At 34.2% G+C, this 24,829-nt stretch carries 22 protein-coding genes; 11 read left to right on the top strand and 11 right to left on the bottom strand.

All coding sequences use genetic code 11. The annotated features are described in order from the left end of the window. The first annotated feature begins 112 nt into the window (after positions 1-112). Positions 113-2,713, top strand: coding sequence for a chondroitinase-B domain-containing protein (locus F6P99_RS10170; protein WP_152287370.1), 2,601 nt, complete (start codon positions 113-115; stop codon positions 2,711-2,713). A gap of 137 nt (positions 2,714-2,850) precedes the next feature. After that, positions 2,851-3,513, top strand: coding sequence for a class I SAM-dependent methyltransferase (locus F6P99_RS10165; protein ID WP_152287369.1), 663 nt, complete (start codon positions 2,851-2,853; stop codon positions 3,511-3,513). Between the two features lie 191 nt (positions 3,514-3,704). Here F6P99_RS10165 and mnmE read toward each other — a convergent pair whose 3' ends face one another. Continuing rightward, the gene (gene mnmE / locus F6P99_RS10160; protein ID WP_152287368.1) at positions 3,705-5,096 is read right to left on the bottom strand and encodes a tRNA uridine-5-carboxymethylaminomethyl(34) synthesis GTPase MnmE; all 1,392 of its coding nucleotides are present in this window, start codon (positions 5,094-5,096) and stop codon (positions 3,705-3,707) included. 183 nt (positions 5,097-5,279) lie between these two features. On the opposite strand from mnmE, the gene porQ reads away from it, so the two are divergent. Next, a complete protein-coding gene (gene porQ, locus F6P99_RS10155) occupies positions 5,280-6,293 on the top strand; it encodes a type IX secretion system protein PorQ (RefSeq protein ID WP_152287367.1) in 1,014 nt (337 codons plus the stop codon). 4 nt (positions 6,294-6,297) lie between these two features. After that, positions 6,298-6,996, top strand: a complete 699-nt coding sequence (gene cmk, locus F6P99_RS10150; RefSeq protein ID WP_152287366.1) for a (d)CMP kinase — start codon at positions 6,298-6,300, stop codon at positions 6,994-6,996. On the opposite strand, the gene F6P99_RS10145 is transcribed toward cmk, so the two are convergent. Further along, positions 6,993-7,304, bottom strand: a complete 312-nt coding sequence (locus F6P99_RS10145) for a YbaB/EbfC family nucleoid-associated protein (protein WP_152287365.1) — start codon at positions 7,302-7,304, stop codon at positions 6,993-6,995. The two genes, cmk and F6P99_RS10145, sit on opposite strands and share 4 nt — an antisense overlap. A 132-nt stretch (positions 7,305-7,436) precedes the next feature. On the opposite strand from F6P99_RS10145, the gene F6P99_RS10140 reads away from it, so the two are divergent. Together F6P99_RS10140 and F6P99_RS10135 are read left to right on the top strand one after the other, a co-directional pair. Next, entirely contained in the window at positions 7,437-9,533 is a 2,097-nt protein-coding gene (locus tag F6P99_RS10140; RefSeq protein ID WP_152287364.1) for a S9 family peptidase, read from the top strand. A gap of 6 nt (positions 9,534-9,539) precedes the next feature. Continuing rightward, complete coding sequence (locus F6P99_RS10135) at positions 9,540-10,148, top strand: alpha-ketoglutarate-dependent dioxygenase AlkB family protein (protein WP_152287363.1); 609 nt, start codon at positions 9,540-9,542, stop codon at positions 10,146-10,148. A gap of 233 nt (positions 10,149-10,381) precedes the next feature. Here the strand turns inward: F6P99_RS10135 and fumC are convergent, their stop codons facing one another. Further along, positions 10,382-11,779 carry a class II fumarate hydratase gene (gene fumC, locus F6P99_RS10130; protein ID WP_152287362.1) on the bottom strand — a complete coding sequence of 466 codons (1,398 nt, stop codon included), beginning with the start codon at positions 11,777-11,779 and terminating at the stop codon, positions 10,382-10,384. Between the two features lie 242 nt (positions 11,780-12,021). Here fumC and F6P99_RS10125 point away from each other — a divergent pair, with 242 nt between their 5' ends. Further along, on the top strand, positions 12,022-12,183 hold the full coding sequence (locus F6P99_RS10125) for a hypothetical protein (protein ID WP_193316058.1): 162 nt from the start codon (positions 12,022-12,024) through the stop codon (positions 12,181-12,183). A 113-nt stretch (positions 12,184-12,296) separates the two neighbouring features. After that, on the top strand, positions 12,297-12,776 hold the full coding sequence (locus F6P99_RS10120; RefSeq protein WP_152287360.1) for a hypothetical protein: 480 nt from the start codon (positions 12,297-12,299) through the stop codon (positions 12,774-12,776). Here F6P99_RS10120 and F6P99_RS10115 read toward each other — a convergent pair. The 5 genes from F6P99_RS10115 to prfB form a co-directional block, all read right to left on the bottom strand. Beyond that, the gene (locus F6P99_RS10115) at positions 12,769-13,446 is read right to left on the bottom strand and encodes an HAD family hydrolase (RefSeq protein WP_152287359.1); all 678 of its coding nucleotides are present in this window, start codon (positions 13,444-13,446) and stop codon (positions 12,769-12,771) included. The two genes, F6P99_RS10120 and F6P99_RS10115, sit on opposite strands and share 8 nt — an antisense overlap. Further along, positions 13,436-14,740: a D-arabinono-1,4-lactone oxidase gene (locus F6P99_RS10110; RefSeq protein WP_152287358.1), complete on the bottom strand. Its 1,305-nt coding sequence runs from the start codon at positions 14,738-14,740 to the stop codon at positions 13,436-13,438. The genes F6P99_RS10115 and F6P99_RS10110 overlap by 11 nt, the downstream gene beginning before the upstream one ends. Before the next feature lie 194 nt (positions 14,741-14,934). Beyond that, positions 14,935-15,282 (bottom strand): arsenate reductase (glutaredoxin), encoded by a 348-nt coding sequence (gene arsC / locus F6P99_RS10105; protein ID WP_152287357.1) that lies wholly within the window; start codon positions 15,280-15,282, stop codon positions 14,935-14,937. Then, on the bottom strand, positions 15,279-15,899 hold the full coding sequence (locus tag F6P99_RS10100; protein WP_152287356.1) for an HAD family hydrolase: 621 nt from the start codon (positions 15,897-15,899) through the stop codon (positions 15,279-15,281). The genes arsC and F6P99_RS10100 overlap by 4 nt, the downstream gene beginning before the upstream one ends. A gap of 15 nt (positions 15,900-15,914) precedes the next feature. After that, positions 15,915-17,021: a peptide chain release factor 2 gene (gene prfB, locus F6P99_RS10095; RefSeq protein ID WP_152287355.1), complete on the bottom strand. Its 1,107-nt coding sequence runs from the start codon at positions 17,019-17,021 to the stop codon at positions 15,915-15,917. A 167-nt stretch (positions 17,022-17,188) separates the two neighbouring features. Between prfB and msrA the strand changes: the two genes are divergently transcribed. After that, on the top strand, positions 17,189-17,716 hold the full coding sequence (gene msrA / locus F6P99_RS10090) for a peptide-methionine (S)-S-oxide reductase MsrA (RefSeq protein ID WP_152287354.1): 528 nt from the start codon (positions 17,189-17,191) through the stop codon (positions 17,714-17,716). A 36-nt stretch (positions 17,717-17,752) separates the two neighbouring features. On the opposite strand, the gene F6P99_RS10085 is transcribed toward msrA, so the two are convergent. The 3 genes from F6P99_RS10085 to argS form a co-directional block, all read right to left on the bottom strand. After that, positions 17,753-20,233: a TonB-dependent receptor gene (locus F6P99_RS10085; RefSeq protein WP_152287353.1), complete on the bottom strand. Its 2,481-nt coding sequence runs from the start codon at positions 20,231-20,233 to the stop codon at positions 17,753-17,755. 183 nt (positions 20,234-20,416) lie between these two features. After that, positions 20,417-21,805 carry a dihydrolipoyl dehydrogenase gene (gene lpdA, locus F6P99_RS10080; RefSeq protein WP_152287352.1) on the bottom strand — a complete coding sequence of 463 codons (1,389 nt, stop codon included), beginning with the start codon at positions 21,803-21,805 and terminating at the stop codon, positions 20,417-20,419. Between the two features lie 183 nt (positions 21,806-21,988). Continuing rightward, positions 21,989-23,764: an arginine--tRNA ligase gene (argS, locus tag F6P99_RS10075; RefSeq protein WP_152287351.1), complete on the bottom strand. Its 1,776-nt coding sequence runs from the start codon at positions 23,762-23,764 to the stop codon at positions 21,989-21,991. Positions 23,765-23,925: 161 nt separating this feature from the next. Between argS and F6P99_RS10070 the strand changes: the two genes are divergently transcribed. Then, positions 23,926-24,456 carry a YkgJ family cysteine cluster protein gene (locus tag F6P99_RS10070; protein WP_152287490.1) on the top strand — a complete coding sequence of 177 codons (531 nt, stop codon included), beginning with the start codon at positions 23,926-23,928 and terminating at the stop codon, positions 24,454-24,456. 8 nt (positions 24,457-24,464) lie between these two features. Then, the gene (locus F6P99_RS10065) at positions 24,465-24,821 is read left to right on the top strand and encodes a hypothetical protein (protein ID WP_152287350.1); all 357 of its coding nucleotides are present in this window, start codon (positions 24,465-24,467) and stop codon (positions 24,819-24,821) included. Positions 24,822-24,829 lie beyond the last annotated feature (8 nt).

Raw genomic sequence — 24,829 nt, 5'->3', positions numbered from 1 at the left:
TCAGTTGGTAAGAGTGTTTTTTTTGATGATTGTATTGGTTTGAATGATATTTTTTATATTTTTGGTTTTCCAGTTTGGTTCACCAAATTGGAAAACCAAAAACTAAACTCATATGAAAAACCATTACCAAAAATTGTTAGTATTGACGTTGTTCAGTACATTGTTTGTGTCGTTCATTGGAACATCACAGAACAAAACTTATTTAATCGATGATCCTGAAGATTTAAGAAACGTTTTTTATCAGCCTGGAGATGAAATCATTTTAAAAAACGGGACCTATACTACCGATGAACGTATGAGGTTCTTAGGTTCAGGTACCGAAGAAAATCCAGTAACTTTTCGAGCTGAAACACCTGGAGGTGTTATTTTTACAGGTGGACCTAGATTAACCATAGGGGGAGAAACGGACGACGGAATAAATGCCACCGGAGAATATTTGATCGTTGATGGCTTTCATTGGAAAGGTGGTTATGGTGCTAGTAACTTTATTGAATTTAGGAATGGTTACGATTACGCACACCACAGTACGATTCAAAATTGTGTAATTGATGGGTTAGCTGCAGAACCTTCAGAACTTGCAGAAGATTTGGCAGATGGTCAGATTACAAAACATAGATGGATTGTATTATATGGTACTTATAATACTGTTATCAATTGTTCTTTTATGAATAAAACTACAGCAGGAGCACTTATTTTAGCAGAATATTCATACAATGCTTTTCCAAATGTTCCTGATGGAGAGCCAGAAGTTAATAATAGTTGTGAATTGGTAGGGCATACGATCAGTAACAATTACTTCTATAACTTTGAGAAAATGGACTCTAGTTTAAGTAATGCTGGAGATAGTGAAACCATCCGTATCGGTACTAGTGAGTATCAAATGGTAAATTCTGGTGCAACTGTAAGCAACAATTACTTTGTTCAATCAGATGGTGAAAATGAAATCATTACCAACAAAAGTAAAAACAACAAATACTTTAAAAACACATTTAGACGTTGTAGAGGTTCTCTAGTTTTACGTCATGGATCTCATGCAACAGTAGAGCAAAACTATTTTTTAGGACAAAATGTAGATGGTACAGGAGGGATCAGAATAACGGATAGCGACCATTTAGTCAAGAACAATTACATTCAAGACTGTATCGCTGTAATCAATCAAGCGAAATGGAACAATGGAATTACTTTTATTGGAGGATCTGCAAATTCATCTGTTGAATGTACATCAACGGATGTTTCAAACGGATATCAGAAAACAGAAGATATTGAGGTAATCAACAATACAATAATCAACACAAATGCACCTTTGTATTACAATACAGATAAAGGCTCAACAGATCCTCTAGGGAATTTTAGTGATAACTTAATTTATTTTGAAAATGGAAACGCAAATATTACCGATGTAATTAACGGTGAATATAGTAGTCTAGGAACTGCTTTAACCTACGAGAGAAATGTTTATAAAGGGACAACTCTTGGAGCGACTAATACCGGTTTTAGCGAAGATAATGCAATTTCAGCCACAGCTAGTGGTGAGATTTTTACGTTTACCAATACTTCTGGGAAAGGTGCAAATATGGGAAGTTATTTGCCAGCGACAGATGCTGATGTGGGGTATGGAATTGGTGCTTGCTTTGTTGACTATGCCGGAGTAACAATTAACGATGGTGATTGTACCATTGTTATTCCTGAGCAAGGAAATTTTTTAACAGTAGCGAGTGTTCCGGAATTTTCAGCAGATGGCGGGAATAGTGATGCTGCAGTATCAGCAAATGTGAGTTGGACGGCAGAATCAAATGATGATTGGATTTCAATTAGTCCAACTTCTGGTACAGATAATGGAACCGTAACAATTACGGTGGCAAAAAATACGGCTTATACAACAAGATCAGGAACCGTTACTTTTTCTGAAGTGACAGGTGGTGACGATATAGTAAAGTCACTAACAATTACGCAACAAGCAGCTGACCCGAAAGATAATATGACATTAATTAATGATGCATCTGAAAATGACAATGTAAGTATTGCGTATTTCTTTGCAGAAGAAGTTACTGCTACAAAAAATAATGTAGCTGGTAATATGCTCGATAAAAACCTTTCTACGCAATGGTCTGGTGAATCTGTAGATTACGAAACAGGAGGTGAGGTATTGTTTGATTTAGGAGGTTCACATGATTTAAGTTTAATTGACCTTGCCGCTACAAATGGTAAAACCTATGAATTTCAGTTTTGGGTGTCAACTTCAGGAACTGCAGCTGGTGATTTTGTAAATCCATTTACAGATCAAGAAAATGCAAGCGGAAACTTAGAGAGTAATAGTGATGGCTCTTATAAATCATTCCTTTTGTCAAGTCCGATTATTGGTGCGAAATATGTTAAATACCTTGGGTTTGGACAACCGAAAAGACCGAGTAAATGGAATACGATAACTGAAATTGATTTTTATTCAAAAAACGGAAATTTGTCAACTTCGTCGAATCAATTAGAAGAAGTTTCTATTTATTATGTTGCTGCTGACGAAAGCTTACATTTAGACCAATTATCAAACGTAAATTCTTACGCTTTATATAGTATTGAGGGGAAGAAACTTGTAGAGAAAAATGTGGAAACTACGAGAAGTATTTTAATCGTTGCTGATTTTGCGAGTGGTGTTTATGTTGTTCAGTTACTTACAAACAACACACAAGTATCTCGTTTGATTTTGATTCAAAAATAGAAACGTATTATTTTTTTGAAAGAAAGCATCCATTTTTCGATTTGGATGCTTTTTCTTTTTTGGTCAGGAAAAAAAATGATGATTGGTTTTTAGTTTCATCATATTGTCATTTAATTTGTACGAAACTCATGATTTAGATGAATAAACCAAAGAAAGAGAAAACTCCTTGGCCAACAAAAGATGCTATGGTACAAATTTACGACAAGCATTTGTGGGGTGGTAATGCGTATGAGTTTTATTCAGGTGAGGGCTCACATGATTTAAAAATTGTAGAACCCTATATACAAGCCGTTCAAAATTTTTTATCTGAATTTGACCGAGCGATCACTATTTGTGATTTAGGTTGTGGTGATTTCAATATTGGTAGACAACTGATGGGCTATGCTGAAAACTATATTGGTGTAGATATCGTACCTAGGTTAATTGAACATAACAAATCGCGTTTTAAGGAGGATCATTTAGAGTTTCTATGTTTAGATATTGCAAAGGACGATTTACCTGATGGTGATTGTGTTGTTTTAAGGCAAGTATTGCAACATTTGTCGAATAGAGAAATTCAAGCGGTGACTCAAAAATTGTCAAAATATAAATATCTTATTATTACAGAACATCTTCCTAATGGAATATTTGTACCAAATTTAGATATCATTTCTGGTCAAGGTATTCGTTTGAAAAAACAGAGTGGAGTAGACTTGATGAAAGCTCCTTTTGATTTGAAATTCTCAGAAACAAAAGTATTGTGTTCTGTTGATTTAGAAAATAACAAAGGAAGTATTGTAACGACTTTATTTCTGAGTTGAGATGTATGCAGTCTATCGTACCTTACGACGAGCTCAGGGTACAAATTTTAAGATGTTTTTTAAGAATGGAGACTGAGCCTGTCGAAGTCTCACTTCAGTAAAGGTATCCATATGGCGCACCCTTCAACAATAATAGGGTATAAGTGAGGATATTTGGAATTTCGCTGTTTGAATTAGTTGGATTCTGAAGTTTATTTTCCAATACAAAAATTTGCAAAAATATTCCCTAGCAGTTCATCATTGGTAACTTCACCAGTAATTAATCCAAAATAGTACAAAGCTTCACGTATATCTATAGCCAATAAGTCACTAGAAATTCCTAATTGTGTTCCTTCGTCAACTTTGTTTATTTCATTCAAGGCTTTCAGCAAAGCATCATAATGACGAGAGTTGGTAACAATGGTATCGTTATTATTCAAAGCACCAATGTTTACTAACTTGGTTAGTTCATTGGTTAAGGTCTCAATACCTGATTTTTCTTTAGCCGAAATGCTAATAATTTCAGGGATTTCATTTTCAATTTTTGCACGTTCCTTATCAGATATTTTATCAGCCTTATTGGCAATAATGATCAATTGCTTTTGTGGATATTTGTTTTTGATTACTTCCAACTCCAATTTTAAAATATCACTTTTGATTTTGTATTTCTCTGAGTCAAATAAATAAATCACCACTTGTGCCTGAGTAATTTTTTCAAAAGTTTTTTGAATCCCGATATTTTCAACAACATCCGATGTTTCTCTAATTCCTGCTGTATCGATAAAGCGATAGGTAACACCGTCGATTATTATTTCATCTTCAATCGCATCTCTCGTAGTTCCTGCAATGTCAGATACTATTGCTCTTTCTTCATTCAATAAAGCATTTAATAAGGTTGATTTACCAACATTGGGTTCTCCTACGATAGCTACTGGAATTCCGTTTTTAATTACATTACCCACAGCAAAAGAATCTATCAAATGTTTTAACACCAATTGTATTCTTGCAATTAAAGTTTTGAATTCAGATCTGTCTGCGAATTCAACATCTTCTTCAGCAAAATCTAATTCTAATTCTATCAAAGAAGCGAAATTTAAAAGTTGTTCTCTTAATAGTTGAATTTCATTAGAAAATCCACCTCGCATTTGCTGCATGGCTACTTGATGAGAAGCTTCAGAGTCTGAAGAGATCAAATCTGCAACGGCTTCGGCTTGACTTAAATCTAATTTTCCGTTCAAAAATGCTCTTAAAGTAAATTCACCAGCATCTGCCATACGACAACCATTTTTCAGCAATAACTGAATAATCTCTTGTTGTATATAGCTCGATCCATGACAAGATATCTCGATGGTATCTTCACCTGTATAAGAATTAGGGTTTTTAAACACAGATACCAATACTTGATCTATCGTTTTTCCTTCGCTAACCAAATGGCCTAAATGTAAGGTATGTGATTTTTGTGTTGTAAGTGATTTCTGTTTTTTTATGGATTGAAAATTGTTATTTACAATTTCAATAGCTTTCGGTCCAGAAACACGAATAACGGCAATGGCACCCACTCCAGATGCTGTAGCCAAGGCAACAATGGTATCTTTATGATTCATAGCTGCAAAAATAACTTTTTATTTTGATTCAATTGATGCCTATGATAAGTTGAATTGATAGTAAGATACTATTTGTCGCATCACTCGTGTACATATGTAAGAATCTCTTTTTTTACTTCCCTTTTTAAAATAATATAGTATTTTTACGTTCTTGTTTATAAGCCATACAAGACGACTACTTTAATGAGAAAACTTTTACTAATCTTTCTTTTGTCAATCTCATGCCTCAGCTATGCTCAGGTCGGAGGAGAGAAAGTCTATAGTTTTCTAAATTTACCCTCATCGGCACATCAGATGTCTCTTGGAGGTGCAGCCAATACAATTGAAGATGATGTGAATATTCCTTTATGGAATCCTGCGATGATAGATGCGTCTTTACAAAATAAATTTGCAGTTAATTATACGTCTTATTTGGCTGGAATTTCTCTTGGGTCTGTAAGTTTTGTTTCTCAATTTAACGAGAAAGTTGGATTGTTTTATGGAGGAGTTCAGTATTTAGATTACGGGACTTTCACACGAGCAGATGAAAACGGAAGTATTATCGGAGAATTTAGTGCACAAGATTTGGCATTGAATGTTGGATATGCTTACACCTCAAAAGCGAGTAATTTTACCATAGGAGCAAATGTGAAATTTATTAGTTCTCGAATTGATACATATTCGTCATTGGGTATCGCAGCGGATTTTGCTGCTTTGTATCGTCACTCTAACGAGCGAACACTTATTTCTTTAACAGTTAGAAATTTGGGAACGCAGCTAAAAACCTACGATGGATTGAAAGAAGAGTTACCGATGCAAATAAATTTTGGAGTTTCATCAAAATTAGAACATTTGCCATTGACATGGTATTTGAACATCGATAATTTACAACAGTGGAATATTTCTGAACCTAACCCGTCAAATGAAATTATCGATATCGATCAAAATGTTGTTGCTGAAGAAATTTCTTTTGCAGACAACGCTTTACGTCATTTGGTTGTGGGAGCAGAGTTGTTTTCTGATAAAAAGATCTCTATTAGAGGCGGGTATAACTTTAGAAGAGGAAAAGAGCTGGCTTTAAATGGAACGAATTCTTATGGAGGTTTTTCTTACGGATTCGGTTTGAATTTAAAAAAAATCACCTTCAATTATGCTGTGACTAAATATCATCCGAGTGCGAACTCGAACACATTTAGTTTGGTAGTCAATCTTAATTAATTGCATGAGTCAAAATAAAAAAATAATAGTTGCTATAGATGGTTTTTCTTCAACAGGTAAAAGTACAGTAGCGAAAGAGTTGGCCAATAAACTAGGATATGTGTATGTAGATACTGGTGCGATGTACCGAATGGTGGCTTTGTATGCTTTTCGAAACAATTGCATAGATGACAATACTTTTGATGTTGAAAAATTAGTGGGACTACTAGATCAAATCAACGTAAATTTTATTTTTAATGAAAAGGTAGGGTTTGCTGAAGCGTACTTGAATGATGTGAATGTTGAGTCAGAAATACGTTCGTTACAGATTTCTGGGTTTGTAAGCAAAGTAGCATCAGTCTCTGAGGTTCGTGCTAAGCTGGTTGAAATTCAGAAAAGATTAGGTCAGCAAAAAGGGCTTGTAATGGATGGTAGAGATATAGGTACCGTTGTTTTTCCAGAAGCAGAATTAAAATTATTTATGACTGCCTCAGCTCGAACTAGAGCGCAAAGAAGATATGATGAGCTGATAGCGAAAGGAGATGATGTAACTTTTGAAGCTATATTAGAAAATGTAACTTCTCGAGATGCACAAGATACCTCACGAAAAGACTCTCCTCTTGTAAAAGCAGAAGATGCCATTGAGATCGACAATTCAAATCTCACAAGAGAAGAACAGTTTGATAAAATTTACCAACTGGCTTTAACAGCCATACAGTCTTAAAAATTTAAGACATACGGAAACTCTTCTTTTTTAATATTTGATATTTCTTTCTCACGAATATCAGATGCTTTGTCTAATGCATCATTCAAAGCAGTAATTAGATGCTCTTCTAATACCGATCGGTTGTTTAAAACACTGTCGTCAATTGCAATATTCACTACTTTTTTGTTTCCTGTAATCGTCGCTACTACCAAACCATTACCTGATTCTCCATCGATAAATACAGTTCTTAAATGTTCTTTTTTACTAACGATTTTAGCCTGTGTTTTTTCTAATTCTGATAATATTTCCTTTGCATTTTTTTCCATAGTGTGAAGTTTTTTTCGAGTAATAATAACTAAATTGGTAGAACACCAATAACCATAGCATAAATGTATAAAATAAATTTAGGTTTGGCGCTTTTTAGTCTTATTTTTGTGCTCTCTTGTAATAAAAATAACATGACTAAAATTAGTACTCAAGCACCGGTAGCAAAGAAGATTCCAACTACTTTTGAAAAGCATGGAGATGTACGTGTAGACAATTACCATTGGATGCGTTTAACTGATGAACAGAAAAATGCTGAGGTTAAAGATGAACAAACACTAGAAGTTTTAGATTATTTAAATGCGGAGAATTCATTTTTTGAAGAAGAGACAAAGCATACAGAAGATTTTCAAGAAGCGTTGTTTGAAGAAATGAAGGGGAGAATCAAAGAAGACGATGCTTCTGTTCCTTATAAAAAGAATGGATATTATTATATCACGAGATATGAAGTAGGGAAACAATACCCTATTTACACTAGAAAGAAGGGGAGTTTAGATGCAGAAGAAGAGTTGCTTTTTGATGTGAATGTCATGGCAGAAGGATATGATTATTATGCATTAGGTGGATTGTCTATTAGTCCTGATAATACAAAAGCTATCTTTGCTGTAGATACCGTAAGTAGACGCCAATATACCTTATATGTGAAAGATTTGATTTCTGGAGAGGTATTTAATGATGCCATTGAAAACACTACTGGTGGTGCAGTTTGGGCAAATGATAACAATACGTTTTTTTACACCAAAAAAGATCCTGAAACACTTCGAAGTTCACAAATAAAAAAACATGAATTAAGAACTGAGGCGAAGGATGATGTTGTCGTTTTTGAAGAGAAAGATGAAACATTTAGCACCTATGTTACAAAATCGAAATCTCATGAATATTTAGTGATTGGTTCGTATAGCACTGTTTCTACAGAATATCAGTTTTTAGAGGCCGATAATCCAAATGGAACTTTTCGCGTTTTTCAACCAAGAGAAAGAGATTTAGAATACAGTATATCTCATTTTGATGAGCACTTTTACATTGTTACCAATAAAGACAATGCAAAGAATTTTAAGTTGATGCGTACACCAATATCAAAAACAACCAAAGAAAATTGGGAGGAAGTAATTGCGCATCGTGAAGATGTATTGTTAGAAGATATTTCTATTTTTAAAAATCATTTGGTTTTAGAGGAGAGAAATAATGGATTGAACAGTATCAGAATTAAAAAATGGGATGGTAGCGAAGACTATTATTTAGACTTCGGAGAAGAAACCTATTCAGCATATGTTTATGCAAATCCTGAATTTGATACAGAGACCATTCGCTATGGATACAATTCTATGACAACCCCTAGTTCTGTGATTGATTTTAACATGGTCGATCAGTCGAAAGAAATAAAAAAAGAACAGGAAGTTCTAGGAGGAAAATTCAATAAAGAAAACTACCAATCGAAACGTATTTGGGTTCCCGCTAGAGACGGTAAAAAAGTTGCTGTTTCTTTGGTGTATAGAAAAGATACGGAGCTAAATCAAAACACACCATTTTTATTATATGCCTATGGCTCTTATGGACATACAATTGATGCTGGATTTAGCACAACTCGTCTCAGTTTGTTAGATCGAGGTTTTGTATATGGAATTGCACATATTCGTGGAAGTGAATATTTAGGCCGTGAATGGTATGAAGACGGAAAGTTATTCAACAAACTGAATACATTTTACGATTACATCGACTGTAGTAAATATTTGATAGAACAGAATTATACTTCTGAAAAGCACTTATATGCGATGGGAGGATCAGCAGGAGGCTTGTTGATGGGAGCTGTGATTAATTTAAACCCTGAATTGTACAACGGGGTTATTGCTGCAGTACCTTTTGTAGATGTAATGTCTACGATGCTTGATGAAACGATTCCGTTAACTACAGGTGAATATGATGAATGGGGAAATCCGAATGTCAAAGAATATTACGATTATATGCGTCAATATTCTCCTTATGACAATGTGAAGAGACAAGCATATCCAAATTTATTTATTACTACTGGCTTGCACGATTCACAAGTGCAATATTGGGAGCCTGCAAAATGGATTGCAAAATTAAGAGAATACAGTACAGGTACTAACAAGCTTATGATGCATACAGATATGGAAACAGGGCATGGTGGTGCATCTGGACGTTTTGATGCTTTGAAAGAAGTGGCACGTGATTATTCTTTCTTTTTAGATTTAGAAGGGAAAACAAACTAATTACTGATGGATTTGTTTGATAGCAACCCATTATCAAATAAATTACCTTTTGATGGAGAGGTGTATTATCATGGAGCGATACTAAGTCAAAAAGAAGCATTGAATTATTTTGATATATTGCTTTCAAAAATTGCATGGAAAAGGGATTCTTCTGTGTTGTTCGGAAAAAAAATTACGTTAGACAGAAAGGTAGCATTGTATTCTGAAAAGAGTTTAACTTATACCTATGCTGGTGTAGAAAGGCATACAATACCGTGGACTAAAGAACTTTTGGAATTGAAATCTTTGGTAGAAACGAAGACAGGTACGTCTTATAATTCTTGTTTGTTGAATTTATATCATTCAGGAGAAGAGGGAATGGGATGGCATTCTGATGGTGAAAAGGAAATGAAAGAACATGCTGCAATCGCATCATTGAGCTTAGGGGCAGCAAGAAATTTTGTTTTCAAACATAAAGAAAACAAACATAAAGTAACTTTTACATTGGAAAAAGGCGATTTATTGGTGATGAAAGGTTCAACACAAGAGCAATGGTTGCATAGTTTACCTAAATCTAAAAAAGTGAAATTCCCTAGAATTAATTTGACATTCAGATCAATCCATAAATTTGACTAAGTACCCTTCGACAGGATCAGGGTACGAGGTGGTTAATACAGGGTATAACATATGGGATTCAGGATAAAAAAGTAAGCTAAACATGCGTCGAAGGGGACAAGGTTGGGAATTCAGTTTAAATATTTGAATCAGGGTATAATAAAGGAGGCTGAGCATGTCGAAGCCTCGTTTTTAAATAAAAAAACCTCCTAGATAAGAATCAGGAGGTTTTGGTATATAAGAATACAAAAGTATTATTTCATACTTCCGATCATGTCTTCTGGTTTTACCCATTCGTCATATTCAGCTTCTGTTACATAACCCAAACGAACAGCTTCTTCTTTCAATGTTGTTCCATTAGCATGTGCTGTGTTTGCAATTTCAGCAGCTTTGTAGTAACCAATTTTAGTATTCAATGCAGTTACCAACATCAATGAGTTGTTCAATAGTTTTTCAATTACTGGATGATTTGGTTCGATACCAACCGCACAGTTTACATCAAAAGAAACACAAGCATCTCCGATCAACCTTGCAGACTCAATCAAATTTTTTGCCATAACTGGTTTGAAAACATTCAATTCATAATGTCCTTGTAAACCACCCACACCAATAGCAACGTCATTTCCCATTACTTGGGCAGCAACCATGGTGATAGCTTCACATTGAGTAGGGTTTACTTTTCCTGGCATGATTGAAGATCCAGGTTCGTTTGCTGGGATGATCAATTCACCAATACCAGATCTTGGACCTGAGGCCATCAAACGGATATCGTTAGCAATTTTGTTTAAAGAAACAGCAATTTGTTTCAATGCACCGTGAGTTTCTACAATGGCATCATGTGCAGCCAAAGCTTCAAATTTATTTTCAGCTGTTACGAAAGGCAACCCAGTAAATTCAGCAATTTTTTCAGCTACTAATACATCGTATCCAGCAGGTGTGTTCAAACCTGTACCTACAGCCGTTCCTCCCAAAGCTAATTCTGCTAAATGCGGAAGCGTGTTTTTTAAGGCTTTTAAGCCATGATCTAACTGAGAAACATAACCAGAAAACTCTTGACCAATTGTCAAAGGAGTTGCATCCATTAAATGCGTACGTCCAATTTTTACAACATCTTTGAAAGCTTCTGATTTAGCTTTTAAAGTATTTCTTAATTGTTCAACACCAGGAATGGTAGTTTCGACAACCATTTTGTAGGACGCAATGTGCATTCCTGTTGGAAAAGTATCGTTAGATGATTGTGATTTGTTTACATCATCATTAGGTTGAATTACTTTTTCGCCTTCACCAATTACACGTCCTGCCAATTCTTGTGCACGATTTGCAATTACCTCATTCGAATTCATGTTTGACTGCGTTCCAGAACCTGTCTGCCAAACAACCAAAGGGAATTGATCGTCGTGTTTTCCAGCTAAAATTTCATCACAAGCAGCAGAAATTAAATCTCTTTTTTCTTCAGATAAAACGCCTAATTCACTGTTGGCATGAGCAGCAGCTTTTTTCAAATAAGCAAAACCATAAACCACTTCTAATGGCATGCTAGCAGCAGGACCAATTTTAAAATTATTCCTTGAACGTTCTGTTTGTGCACCCCAATATTTGTCGGCAGGTACTTTAACCTCACCCATGGTGTCTTTTTCAATTCTATATTCCATAATACTATTATTTTATTGTGCGATAGAGGTCTTAACAAATGTGCTTTTCTATAAACGAAAAACCCATTTTATAAAGCCACACAAATATAAGCAATCAGCCTCTTTTTACATTGCCAAACAAGTCTTTTTTTAAGATGAATTACTCTTTTATTGACCTCTAAAAATATGTTGTAAAAAATAGGCATACTCTGAAAAAAATATTATTTTTGCTGCGAATAAATTATTACATAGATAAAATTATTATGGACGTTTCTCAATATTTAGGATTTTTATTATTTCTTTTTGTTTTTACAGCAGGTTTTTGGTTGTTAATTTTCTTATTGACTTTTGTAGTTCCTTATTGGATTGGAGGAACAATATTTGAAAACTTAATGTTGAAAAAACAAGAAAAATCTAAAGAGTAAATAGAGTTTTCCAAAAAAAAATATACAAAGGGATTGCAATGGATTGCAATCCCTTTTTTTTGTGAAATAGTTTAGGTACATTTCAATGCTACAACTTTTATCGGATTGAATTTATGAAAGCAGCGAGTTTAAAAGAATTAAAGTCAGAATTATCTCATGCCACTCAAGATGAGTTGTTGCAGATTTGTTTGCATTTGGCAAAATTTAAAAAAGAAAATAAGGAATTATTGACATATCTTTTGCTAGAAGCAGAGAACGAAGAGGGGTATATTGAAACCGTTCAAGCAGAAATGGACGCTTTGTTTGAAACGATAAATACCAGCAGCTATTTTTACATGAAAAAGACCGTTCGAAAGATTCTAAGAATGGTGAAAACAAACATACGTTATTCAAAAAAGAAACCTACAGAGATAGAGCTACTTCTTTATTTTTGTGAATCTTTAAAAAATGTAAAACCTTCTATTCGGCATAGTTTGGTTTTAAAGAATTTATACAACCGAGAGCTGTTAAGTTTAGAGAAAAAAATTAAAGTGGTACACGAAGACTTACAATTCGAATACAATCAACAGTTAAAAGAGTTGTATTTTAATTAAAATTTGCCGGGTTTTCTATATACTCAAATGCTTCCAATAGTGTAGGGAAGGTGTGTTTACTTCCAGCTGCCTCCATCTGTTCTTTCGTGTTCATGGTTAAAATTCCAATAGGAACCATTCCTGCATCTACGGCAGCTTTTGTTCCTGTAAGACTATCTTCAAAAACCCAAACATTTTTGTATTCCCTAGCCGGAATCTCTAAATGGTTTGCTAAAGTGATATAGGCTTCAGGATTTGGTTTTGGAAATTTGTAATTCTCTAATCCGAAAATATGTTTGAAACCTAAATCAAGTTGTGCCACACTGTTTTTTACAAACATTCGAGTAGCATTGCTTGCAATTCCATGTGGAATACTTCTATTAGCTAAAAATTGTTGTATTTCTTTGACACCAGGCAATAGAATAGGAGGTGTGTTACTACTATGCAAAATATCGCCTTTTAATAAATACAGTTCAAGGCTTTTTTCAATAGAGCCAGCTGCATTTGCTAAATGCTCTGAAATCAAATGTGGTGATTTTCCAGCCAATTCTTCGTGCGGAAAATAAGTGAGTTTTTTATGGAATATTTTTTCAAAGGCTTCTTTCCAAGCGTTGACATGGCTATCTACACTATTGACTATAACGCCATCAAAATCAAATAAAAAGCCAACAGGAAAATCATTATTTTTCATCGAATAATTCTTTTAAATAGGTGTTTAAGAATTTATTATTTGGGTCTAATTTCTTTCTTAAATTTTTGAAATCATTCCATTTAGGGTAGAGTTGTTCCATTTCAGGATCTCTCGCTTTGAAACGTTTTCCCCAATGCGGGCGACCACCGTGTTTGATGAAAATGTTTTCAACTGTTTTAAAGGCTTCATAGCTATCAGCAGTTTGTGCATTTCTAGAGACACAGCCTACGGTAACGGTATCTTGTTTGTAAGCGTAACTTAACCAAGAGTTGTCGGCTTTTATAAATCGAACATCCATTGGAATATGGATAAACGATTTGTTGCTCCATTTGTTGATCTCAGCTTTGAGTTCTTCAAAAACCTTTTGAAAATCATCTAAGGCAATGGTCCATTCTGCTAGTTCTAAGGTAGATCCTCTCGATTTGGTTACAGTTGCTTGATATAAACTACCTTTGTGTTCTTTTTTGCTATTGAAAAAAGCAAGGGCCAGTATTTTATTGGCTACTGATGTGAACCACGGATAGGTATGTGTGTGTTTGTATAAAATTTTGGAAACATCTCTTCGATATTTTAAGTAGGATGGTCCATTTTTTTCTATGATGTTTTTTTCTGGTGCAATTTTATCACCAGTAATCACATATCCTTTATCAGTATGAGGCATCCATAAGACTCTTAAAAAGTCATATTGATCAATTTTTTCTTTTAAATTTTTTGTCCAAATGGCATCCTTTTGTGGAGCTTCTTTTACATGAAGTGTATAATTAGGTTCACAGGCTATTGTAATCGTAGAAAAGACGCCTAATACCCCCATTGAAACTCTCAATGCATCCATCAATTCATCTCCATCGATTACCTCTTTCAATGTACCATCAGCGAGTACGATTCGAAACGATTGTACGTATTGTGCTAAGATTTTTCCACTTGTTCCGTGTGTACCTGTGGCCAAAGCTCCTCCTAGAGTAACAGTATTGATATCAGGTAAGCATGGTATACACCACCCTTTATTTTCAATTGCTTCTATAAGTGTTTCTAGCGTGATACCTGCTTCTACAGTAATTTGTAATTTTGTATCGTCGTAAGAAAGTATTTTATTATAATTTCGAATATCGACTAGTGTCTCTAGCCCAGCACTGATGTCTGCTGAAGACTGTTTGTTCCCGAAGATTCTTAATTTTTCAGATTTTTCTACAACTTCTTGTAGCTCTTTTTCAGTTTGAACTGTATAGAGATTTTTGTACTTATGTTGGATGTTTTCATTCCAACTAACCCATACACCTTTTTCTTTTCTTGTCATTGTGGGTAAATATTTGTGCAAAGATACGAAATGTTTAACTAAAAGTTGTTTTTGATAAACATATTCTGTAGTGTTTTTTTTCAGGTTTTATCATGGGTTCCATTAAATTGCAGCGAATCTTTCTACAAAATTTTTCTTTGTTTTGAATCGTCAGCATTTAGGAATATATAGTTCCAAAAGTATTTTTGACTAATTTATTTTTCAAGTAAATCAACTATTAACTCAGTGGGTCTCCCAATAACCGCTTTGTTTTCTTTTACAACAATCGGTCTTTCAATTAATTTTGGGTTGTCAATCATGGCTTTTACAATAGCTGCATCAGAAAACTCTTTTCCCTTATAGTTTTCTTTCCAAATTTTTTCTGTTTTTCTAACCAGCTCAATCGGAGTGATGTTTAGCAGTTTTATGATGTCTTTTAACTCGTTTTCATTTAAAGGTGTTTCTAAATATTTTATAGTTTCGAATGGTACCTTAGCATTTTCCAAAACAGCTACTCCTTGTCTACTTTTTGTGCATCTTGGATTGTGGTATATTTTAATCATAGTTGAATATTTAATTTTTCTAATTCTCTTTTCAGCTGTTCAGGTGATTGAAAATGGATTCCGTGAATTCCTAATTCCTTTGCCATTTCTATATTCGGTAAACTGTCATCAATAAAAACCGCTGTTGTAGGATTGATATCGTATTTAGTCAATAGATGTTCGTAAATAGGAGCAAAGGGCTTACGCATTTTAACATGTCCTGAGACTACAACTCCTTGGAAAGTATTTAAGTAAGGAAACATTTCCGTTGCTATAGGCCATGTTTCAGCAGAGAAATTTGTCAAGGCATAATAGTTATATTTTCCTGAGTTTTTTATGGCTTCAAAAATATCAAGTGTGCCTTGGTAAGTACCTTTACACATGGTTCTCCAATTCTCATAAAAGGACCGTATTTCTTTCTCATATGTTGGGTGCTCTGCAATTTTTATCCGATTGGCTTCTTCAATGGTTCGACCGGCATCTTGTTCTATATTCCATTCAGGAGTGCATACATTTTCTAAAAACCATTGCATTTTTTTTGAATCGTTTTTAAAAATGGTTCGATAATAGTATTCAGGGTTGTAATCAATAAATACACCACCTAGGTCAAAAATAATGGTTTCTATTAGTTGCGTCATTTCCAAACGTGATTTTTATAATTCGTTGCTGTCTTCGGTTCCTGAATTCATCATTAAATATGCTTTTAGAAATTCATCAATTTCACCATTCATTACTGCATCAACGTTTCCAGTTTCATAAGAGGTTCTTACATCTTTTACCATTTTGTAAGGATGCATTACATAATTTCTTATTTGACTTCCCCATTCTATTTTCATTTTCCCTGCCTCAATATCACTTCGAGCCTCTTGTTGTTTTCTCAATTCTATTTCATACAATTGAGATTTTAACATTTGCATTGCTCTATCTCTATTTTCGTGTTGCGAACGTGTTTCTGAACAAGAAATTTGAATTCCTGTTGGTTTGTGAGTAAGTTGTACTTTTGTCTCGACTTTATTTACATTTTGTCCTCCTGCACCACTTGATCGTGCTGTAGTAATAGAAATATCAGCTGGGTTGATTACAATTTCTATGGAGTCGTCTACTAACGGGTAAACGTAAACAGAGACAAAACTTGTATGTCTTTTTGCATTGCTATCGAATGGAGAAATTCGTACCAATCGATGTACGCCATTTTCACCTTTTAAATAACCAAAAGCAAAGTCTCCTTCAATTTCTAGGGTTACTGTTTTTATACCTGCTGCATCTCCTTCTTGGTAATTCAACTCTTTTAGTTTAAAACCTTGCTTTTCTGCCCACATCATATACATGCGCATTAGCATTTGAGCCCAATCGCAACTTTCAGTACCACCTGCACCTGCAGTGATTTGTAATACAGCACTCAGTTGATCACCTTTTTCTGAAAGCATGTTTCTAAATTCTACATCTTCTAAAAGAAGGGTGAGTTTTGAAACCAATTCATCAACTTCAAGCTCAGTAGCTTCGCCTTCTTTGAAAAACTCTAATAGAACAGATAAATCATCAAGCAACGTGTTTAGATTGTTGTAATCTTCAACCCATTTTTTGAGTGATCTTAAATTTTTGAGTACAATTTCAGCTTCCTTAGGGTCATTCCAAAAGTTTGGGTTGGCACTTTTTTCTTCTTCGTTATTGATTAAAATTTGTTTTTTATCAATTTCGAGGTAGCTTTTGAGCTTGCTAATTCGGTCGGATAATTTTTGGAACTGGTCTGTTGTAATCATAGAAACAAAAATAAGAATTATCTTTGGCTGAGTTCATATCTACCCGTCTTTTTTCGGGTTAATTTAATGTGAAAAGTCAATTTTTATTCGTTGTTGAAAATGTAATTTTTCGGAAGGATTCTCGACTATAAAAGAAGTTTAATGAAACAAAATATATTAGCAAACATATGAAAACAGCAATTTTAGGAAATGGATGCTTTTGGTGTACTGAAGCAGTGTTTAAGCGATTGAAAGGAGTGGTGTCTGTGGTTCCTGGTTTTAGTGGAGGAACTATTAAAAATCCAGCATATAGAGAAGTGATTGCGGGCAGAACAGGTCATGCAGAGGTATTAAAGATTGTTTATGATGAGACCATCATTGATTTTAAAAAATTGTTGACAGTCTTTTTCGAAACGCATGATCCGACTACTTTAAATAGACAAGGGAATGATATAGGAACTCAGTATCGATCTGCGATATTTTATCAAGATGAAAACCAAAAAAGCATCGCTGAAACAATTCTAAATGATTTCACAAATTCTGGTGTTTTTGAGAATCCTATAGTCACAGAGATCACGAAGTTTGTTGCATTTTACGAGGCGGAAAATTACCATCATGATTATTTTGAGAGTCATCAACACGAGCCGTATTGTAACTTGGTAATCAATCCAAAATTAAAAAAATTCGTTGCTAAATTCCAAGATGATTTGAAATAAAAAAAGTCCCCTTCGACAAGCTCAGGGGACTTTTTTTTATTTGACTGTCATCGTACTTATAGAATGAATAGGCATACCTGTTTCAGAAATACCTTGAACTTCAATGATAAAATCACCTCTAGTGTCTGATGTAAAAAACGAGATTTCTGTAGGTTGATCTATTTTAGTTGTTAGGTTTGGTTCCCAATGTAAAGTTGTTCTGATGTCTGCTTTTGACATTTCTTCAAATCCATTAATGTGATCGGGAGCATAGAATTCTCTTGCGGTATAAAAACCTTCCGCTTTAAAGTCCATGATACCAGGTTTTCTTTTTACGTTTTTACTAGAGATATTTGACCCAAGTCTAGAATACAGAGCAATAACTCCATTTCCGCTGTTTGAATAAACAGCGGCATCAGCTCCTTGAAGTACGTCAATAAAGTCGATGTCCATCCCGCTTAGAGATTCAACGAAAGTCGAATCAATTGGCATTCCGTCTAACATAAATTTTGGACTTCCTCCACCACGAATAGATACACTCGTACCAGAAACTTGAACACCAGCAATTCCTAATAATAAATCAAAAATAGTCATAGATTCTGCTCCGGTGATGTCTTCGGTTACCACTCTTTTGTCACTGTAGCCATGCATGGTTCTGCTATCAAATTCTTCGTTTCTTTTTTCGAGTTCTGTTTTTTTCTTTCCTACTACAACGACTTCATCTAACAGTTGCATTTGCTGTTCGTATTCAAGGTTTACTTGATTGATGTATTTTGATACTTTTAGATAGGCTTCTAATTGAGCATCATCACTCACCGTTGTTTGTAAAAGATCTTTTCTTGATATTTCTGGTGGTGTTCCTGTCTCGTTATCTAACAATATAACCACATTTCTATTTTTAGATTTTTCTGATTTGAAATCATACAATCGAGCTTCTATTAACGTAGGCACTTGATCGAAGAAGATAAACGGACCATAAGTGAAGTTTCCTAGTGAGTCTGATTGTTGTGCTTCTTGATGAATTGATTTCCCCATAAAAGTTAATCGCGTAGCGGTTGAACGATAATCGTAAGGTTTTTTTAAGTTTTTCGTTTTTCCTTTTATGAAAATACCTCTTTCTGGCTTGAAATCTCTAGAGGGCTGATTTTCGTCTAATAAAGATTGCCAAGAAAAACGTCTCCAGCCATGAGTCATCATCATTAAATCTAATAAATACCTTCTTTTCGGGTCGTTAGGAATTTCGAAAAAATATCCAGGGTTTTTGATTTCTCCTCGTAAGTCTGAATTCAAGAGTAAATACGTTTTTATATTTTCGACGAAGTTGTTTTGTGGTACAGCTTGCATGTCTCTTATCGCCATTGAAAGACTACTAACAACTGTTTTTCCTTGGTTGTCTTTAGGTGTAATTTGCAGGGTAACTTTTTCTCTTGTTCCTAATTTTTTTTTGTCATGTTCAATGTCAACTGTAAGATTATTTTCAGGGTTTTCAACATAAATCAATCTTTCTGATACCGGATTCCCTTGTGGGTCGAATAAGGTAATATGTATGATACCATCATCTAATTTTGAGGTAGGGAAATTGATATGATAGTTGTCTTTATTTGAAGTTGTTACTTTGCGGTATAACAATTTTCCTCTTTGATGAGCTACAAGTATACTTCCTTTGAGTCCTTCTTCCATGTTCGAGCTAACGTTCAAACCAATTTTGGTACCAATGTTAGAAGTACTAATTGTATATCCTTTATGCAAAGATTTTGGAAGAGGGTAGCGCTCCTCTGAACCGTTTATATCAATAATTGCGGTATACGTTTTATTAGGTTCCGGTGTGATCACGAACAAACCCAATCCAAATTTTGTAGTTGTAAAGCTAAATATTTTATTGTCATTGTTGTCAACGATAAACCCGTCGAGTGTTTGCTCATGAAAAGCTCTGTTTTTTATTTTTAAAGCCACTTTATTCGTTAAGTTGTCAATGAGATAACCACCTTCAGGATGAAAACTTACATCAGGTCTTGGAATCGTATAGTTTGTATCTTTTTCGTCTTGATTCGTTGCAGCTTCTTTTGACTCTTCGTTGTTGACTTCTTCTTCGTTTGCAGTACCCATAACCGTAATTTCTTTTTGAAAGAAAAATGAAGGATCATCATTTCGCATTTCATTGGTATAGGCACGTAACAAGTATTTTCCAGGTTGCCATTTTTTATCAATTTTAAAATCACCAGGACTGCTAATTTTATTGATAAATAATTTTTTCGACCCCACGATACTATCTTGTTCGTTGATCAATTCTACGTGCATCACGTAGCTTTTTTTACTTTTAAGGTGACTAACACCATTTACTAGGTATCCGGTAAACCAAATAGATTCGTCTAAAGAGTAGTAGGGTTTGTCAGTATGAACATATACCTTTTCAGGATAATTTTTTGAATCATATGCTTCAAGTTTTTCTACAATACGTTTTTCAAAATTGTCGTTGTAGTAAACGCCAAACGATACAAGAGTAAAGAATAACAAACCTGCGTAAAATGTTTTTTTCATAGAATGTTCTTTCTGACTTTTTTAGACTGCTTTTTTTGTGAAAGGTTTAATTGTGTCAAATATATCAAAAAATATGCCGTGTTTTAGAATATGTCTAAATAAGGATGTTTGCTTACTGAAGCGAAATCATAAAAAAATCCGATACAAATTTGTATCGGATTTTTTTTATATTTTTTGTAGTGCTTACAGGTGAATAACTTCATCGTATGCATCTGCTACAGCTTCCATAACCGCTTCACTCATCGTAGGGTGAGGGTGAACTGTTTTTAATACTTCATGTCCTGTTGTTTCTAGTTTACGTCCTAATACAGCTTCTGCAATCATGTCTGTAACACCAGCTCCAATCATATGACATCCTAACCACTCACCGTATTTAGCGTCAAAGATTACTTTTACAAAACCTTCTTTTGTTCCGGCAGCACTTGCTTTACCTGAAGCCGAGAATGGGAATTTTCCAACTTTGATATCGTAACCAGCTTCTTTTGCTTTTGCTTCTGTCAAACCAACAGATGCAATTTCAGGAGATGCATAAGTACAACCAGGAATGTTTCCGTAATCGATAGCTTCTGTATGCAATCCAGCAATTTTTTCAACACAAGTAATTCCTTCAGCAGAAGCAACGTGTGCTAAAGCTTGACCAGGAACTACATCACCGATTGCGTAATATCCTGGGATGTTTGTTTGGTAAAAATCGTTTACTAAAATTTTATCTCTATCAACAACAATTCCTACATCTTCTAATCCGATGTTTTCAATGTTTGATTTGATTCCTACTGCAGATAATAATATATCAGCTTCTAGTTTTTCTTCTCCTTTTTTAGTTTTTACTGTAGCAACAACTCCAGCACCAGAAGTATCAACAGACTCAACAGAAGAGTTTGTCATGATTTTTATTCCAGCTTTTTTCAATGAGTTTGCAAATGCTTTAGAAACATCAGCATCTTCTACAGGTACGATGTTTGGCATAAACTCAACGATAGTTACTTCTGTACCCATTGAATTGTAAAAATGTGCAAATTCAACACCAATAGCTCCAGAACCCACAACAATCATTTTCTTAGGTTGTTTTGGTAATGTCATTGCTTGACGGTATCCGATTACTTTTTCACCATCTTGTGGTAAATTAGGTAATTCACGTGAACGTGCTCCAGTTGCAATAATAATGTGATCTGCACTGTACTCAGTAACGGTACCTTCTTCTGCAGTAACATCTACTTTTTTACCTGTTTTGATTTTACCAAAACCGTTTAAGATGTCAATTTTATTTTTTTTCATTAAGAACTGAACACCTTTGCTCATTCCTTCTGCAACACCACGACTTCTCTTAATTACCGCTTCGAAATCTTTATCGATTGCTTCGGCTTTTAAACCGTAATCATCTACATGTTTTAAATAGTCATATACTTGTGCACTTTTTAATAAAGCTTTGGTAGGGATACATCCCCAGTTCAAACAGATTCCACCTAAGTTTTCTCTTTCAACTACAGCAGTTTTAAAACCTAATTGAGAGGCTCTAATTGCTGTAACATAACCACCAGGTCCACTTCCAATAACTATTACGTCGTATTTCATTGTATATGTTTTTTTAGTTTTTCTTTTTGAATTTCATCAACATCAATCGATTCAATCTGTTAATGAGCCGCATTTTGCAGCATGCAAATTTAATGAATCTATATTTATTTTTACAATTTCAATGCTTAATTATCGAATTTGTAATCAATGATGATATTTTTGTCTTTTGTGTAAAAAAACAGGCTACATTCTTTCAGGTACATCGATTCCAAGTAAATCAAAACCTGATTTTATGATTTCTCCTACTTTTTTAGACAGTTGTGTTCTAAATATTTTTAGCTTTTCATCTTCACAACCTAAGATATACGAGCTCTGATAAAAAGAATTGTAATCTTTAACCAAGTCGTAGGTATAATTTGCAATTAAGGCAGGGCTTTGGTTTTTAGATGCCAATTGAACCGTTTCTGGATACAATTGTATTTGTTTAATCAACGCTCTTTCCTTTTCACTAATTGAGATATCAGAAATTGGGGTTGTATAATCAAAAGATGCTTTTCTCAGAATTGATTGAATTCTCGCATAGGTATATTGAATAAATGGTCCAGTGTTTCCATTAAAATCAATTGATTCTTTTGGGTCGAATAAAATTCGTTTCTTCGGATCTACTTTTAAAATATAATACTTTAAAGCTCCTAAACCGATTACTTGGTACAAGGCTTCTTTTTCTGCATCAGAATAACCTTCTAATTTCCCTAATTCTTGAGATATTTCTCTAGCGGTATTCGTCATTTCATCCATCAAATCATCTGCATCAACAACAGTACCTTCTCTAGATTTCATTTTTCCTGAAGGTAAATCTACCATTCCATAAGAAAGGTGGTACATATTGTCAGCCCAAGAAAAACCAAGTTTTTTTAAGATTAAGAAAAGTACTTTAAAGTGGTAGTCTTGTTCGTTACCAACTGTATAAGTAAGAGAATCGATATCATAATCTTTAAATCTCTCTATCGCTGTTCCGATGTCTTGTGTAATGTATACAGAAGTACCATCAGATCGTTGTACAATTTTTCTGTCTAAACCTTCGTCAGTCAAATCTATCCAAACAGAACCATCAGGATCTTGCTCGAAAATTCCTTTTTTCAAACCTTCTGCAACTACGTCTTTTCCTAAAATATAGGTGTCACTTTCATAGTAGTTTTTATCAAATTCAACGCCCATTTTTTTATAAGAAGCATCAAATCCATCATATACCCATTTGTTCATTTTTTTCCATAAAGCTATAACATGCTCATCTCCAGCTTCCCATTTCAATAACATTTCTTGAGCTTCAAGCAATATTGGTGCTTGCTTTTTTGCATCCTCTTCTGTGTATCCTTTTTCTATTAATTCGTTGATTTCTTCTTTATAGGCTTTGTCAAACGCTACATAGTAATTACCAACTAGTTTGTCTCCTTTGATACCAGTAGACTCAGGAGTTTCACCGTTTCCGAATTTCTCCCAAGCAAGCATACTTTTACAAATATGAATTCCACGGTCATTGATAATTTGTGTTTTGTATACTTTTTTACCTGCACCAGCTATAATTTTAGAGACAGAGAACCCTAATAAATTATTTCTAACATGCCCAAGGTGAAGGGGTTTGTTGGTATTTGGAGAAGAATATTCAACCATTACAGCTTTGTCTTCTGGTTTTGGTACTATAATTCCATAATTGTCGGTCGTGTAAATTTTTTGAAAATCATCGATGAAATAATTTTCAGAAATTACCAAGTTTAAAAAACCTTTTACCACATTAAAGTCTTCAACAATTGCAATGTTTTCTTTTAAGTACGATCCGATTTGTTCACCGATTGCAGCGGGATTTCCTTTGATGGTTCTCAACAAGGCAAATACCACAATGGTTATATCACCTTCAAAATCTTTTTTGGTAGCTTGAAACTCTACAGATGTTATTTCTTTATCGAAAATACTTGAAACCGCTTGTTTAACGGCACTTGTTAACGTGTTTTGAATACTCATTTCACTTGGAATTTTGAGCTGCAAATTTAATAATTATTAGGTGGCGATAAATAAATAAAAGAGATTTTATTTTTGGGATGTTTATTGTGATTGAAAAACGTTTTTTACTCTTTTAATAAGTTTATCTTTGTGTTTTAAATTGGTTCATAATTATGGCAAACATGCAAGAAAGGTTAGCGAGGTTGCACAAAGATGCAAAGGATACTGAAAAAGAAACCTTAAAATATTTTCAACGATTGAAACGACGTACACCAAAAACGTTGGACTTGACGATGCGTGATTTGCACGATGCTGAATTCGAAAAGACAGATTGTTTAGAGTGCGCTAACTGTTGTAAAACATCAAGTCCGATTTTTACAGAGAAAGATATTCAGCGTATTTCGAAACATTTTAAAATGAAAGAAGTTCATTTTATGGAACAGTTTTTAGAAAGAGATTCAGATGATTTTTATGTCTTGCAATCTGTGCCTTGTCATTTTTTAGATGAAAACGACAATTCTTGTACGATTTACGACGTGCGTCCGAAAGCTTGTTCAGAGTATCCGCATACCAATCGAAGAAAATTTATTCAAATTACAGACCTTACTGTAAAAAACGCAGCTATATGTCCTGCGACATTTTCGATTATTGAAAATTTAAAAAAAGCTATTCCATTGGGTGGAAAAGCGGTGAAAGCAGAGAAATTTAAATAAAATTTTGCATGTCTAGCTTTTTGATAAAACGTTCGCGATTTGCTTTTTATGCTTTTGGTGACTCGGTATCAGAAAAAGATTTTGAAGCTTCAGAATTTCAGGTATTGCTATCTGAAAATAAAGTTGTTTTTGAATTTAAACTTCACAAAAAACTCGATTACTTTTTCTTTTACGATGAGAAGAAGTATTATGATACATATGTTTTTGAAGAGTCTTTTGTGATGAAAAAAATAATCTCAGTTTTAGAAAAGGTACCAGAGGTTGAATATTATAAACTTCGAATTATCGATACCACTGTGTTTGAGTCAAATTTGACGACAATCAAAGTGCAGTCTAATGCAATCGTTTTTCAAGCTTTTCAGTAATTATTTTT

This window comes from Flavicella marina (assembly GCF_009193215.1).
In the GTDB taxonomy this organism is placed as follows: Bacteria; Bacteroidota; Bacteroidia; order Flavobacteriales; family Flavobacteriaceae; genus Flavicella; species Flavicella marina.
This window is presented reverse-complemented; position numbering and strand designations above follow the sequence as displayed.

What these genes read in the sequence shown, in the direction of transcription:
- F6P99_RS10140 (WP_152287364.1), top strand. Translation starts at nt 7,437, where the DNA reads ATGACTAAAATTAGTACTCAAGCACCGGTAGCAAAGAAGATTCCAACT.
- F6P99_RS10170 (WP_152287370.1), top strand. Translation starts at nt 113, where the DNA reads ATGAAAAACCATTACCAAAAATTGTTAGTATTGACGTTGTTCAGTACA.
- F6P99_RS10125 (WP_193316058.1), top strand. Translation starts at nt 12,022, where the DNA reads ATGGACGTTTCTCAATATTTAGGATTTTTATTATTTCTTTTTGTTTTT.
- argS (WP_152287351.1), bottom strand. Translation starts at nt 23,764, where the DNA reads ATGAGTATTCAAAACACGTTAACAAGTGCCGTTAAACAAGCGGTTTCA.
- porQ (WP_152287367.1), top strand. Translation starts at nt 5,280, where the DNA reads ATGAGAAAACTTTTACTAATCTTTCTTTTGTCAATCTCATGCCTCAGC.
- lpdA (WP_152287352.1), bottom strand. Translation starts at nt 21,805, where the DNA reads ATGAAATACGACGTAATAGTTATTGGAAGTGGACCTGGTGGTTATGTT.
- fumC (WP_152287362.1), bottom strand. Translation starts at nt 11,779, where the DNA reads ATGGAATATAGAATTGAAAAAGACACCATGGGTGAGGTTAAAGTACCT.
- mnmE (WP_152287368.1), bottom strand. Translation starts at nt 5,096, where the DNA reads ATGAATCATAAAGATACCATTGTTGCCTTGGCTACAGCATCTGGAGTG.
- F6P99_RS10070 (WP_152287490.1), top strand. Translation starts at nt 23,926, where the DNA reads ATGCAAGAAAGGTTAGCGAGGTTGCACAAAGATGCAAAGGATACTGAA.
- F6P99_RS10165 (WP_152287369.1), top strand. Translation starts at nt 2,851, where the DNA reads ATGAATAAACCAAAGAAAGAGAAAACTCCTTGGCCAACAAAAGATGCT.
- F6P99_RS10145 (WP_152287365.1), bottom strand. Translation starts at nt 7,304, where the DNA reads ATGGAAAAAAATGCAAAGGAAATATTATCAGAATTAGAAAAAACACAG.
- F6P99_RS10135 (WP_152287363.1), top strand. Translation starts at nt 9,540, where the DNA reads ATGGATTTGTTTGATAGCAACCCATTATCAAATAAATTACCTTTTGAT.
- F6P99_RS10110 (WP_152287358.1), bottom strand. Translation starts at nt 14,740, where the DNA reads ATGACAAGAAAAGAAAAAGGTGTATGGGTTAGTTGGAATGAAAACATC.
- msrA (WP_152287354.1), top strand. Translation starts at nt 17,189, where the DNA reads ATGAAAACAGCAATTTTAGGAAATGGATGCTTTTGGTGTACTGAAGCA.
- F6P99_RS10115 (WP_152287359.1), bottom strand. Translation starts at nt 13,446, where the DNA reads ATGAAAAATAATGATTTTCCTGTTGGCTTTTTATTTGATTTTGATGGC.
- F6P99_RS10120 (WP_152287360.1), top strand. Translation starts at nt 12,297, where the DNA reads ATGAAAGCAGCGAGTTTAAAAGAATTAAAGTCAGAATTATCTCATGCC.
- F6P99_RS10085 (WP_152287353.1), bottom strand. Translation starts at nt 20,233, where the DNA reads ATGAAAAAAACATTTTACGCAGGTTTGTTATTCTTTACTCTTGTATCG.
- cmk (WP_152287366.1), top strand. Translation starts at nt 6,298, where the DNA reads ATGAGTCAAAATAAAAAAATAATAGTTGCTATAGATGGTTTTTCTTCA.
- F6P99_RS10065 (WP_152287350.1), top strand. Translation starts at nt 24,465, where the DNA reads ATGTCTAGCTTTTTGATAAAACGTTCGCGATTTGCTTTTTATGCTTTT.
- F6P99_RS10100 (WP_152287356.1), bottom strand. Translation starts at nt 15,899, where the DNA reads ATGACGCAACTAATAGAAACCATTATTTTTGACCTAGGTGGTGTATTT.
- arsC (WP_152287357.1), bottom strand. Translation starts at nt 15,282, where the DNA reads ATGATTAAAATATACCACAATCCAAGATGCACAAAAAGTAGACAAGGA.
- prfB (WP_152287355.1), bottom strand. Translation starts at nt 17,021, where the DNA reads ATGATTACAACAGACCAGTTCCAAAAATTATCCGACCGAATTAGCAAG.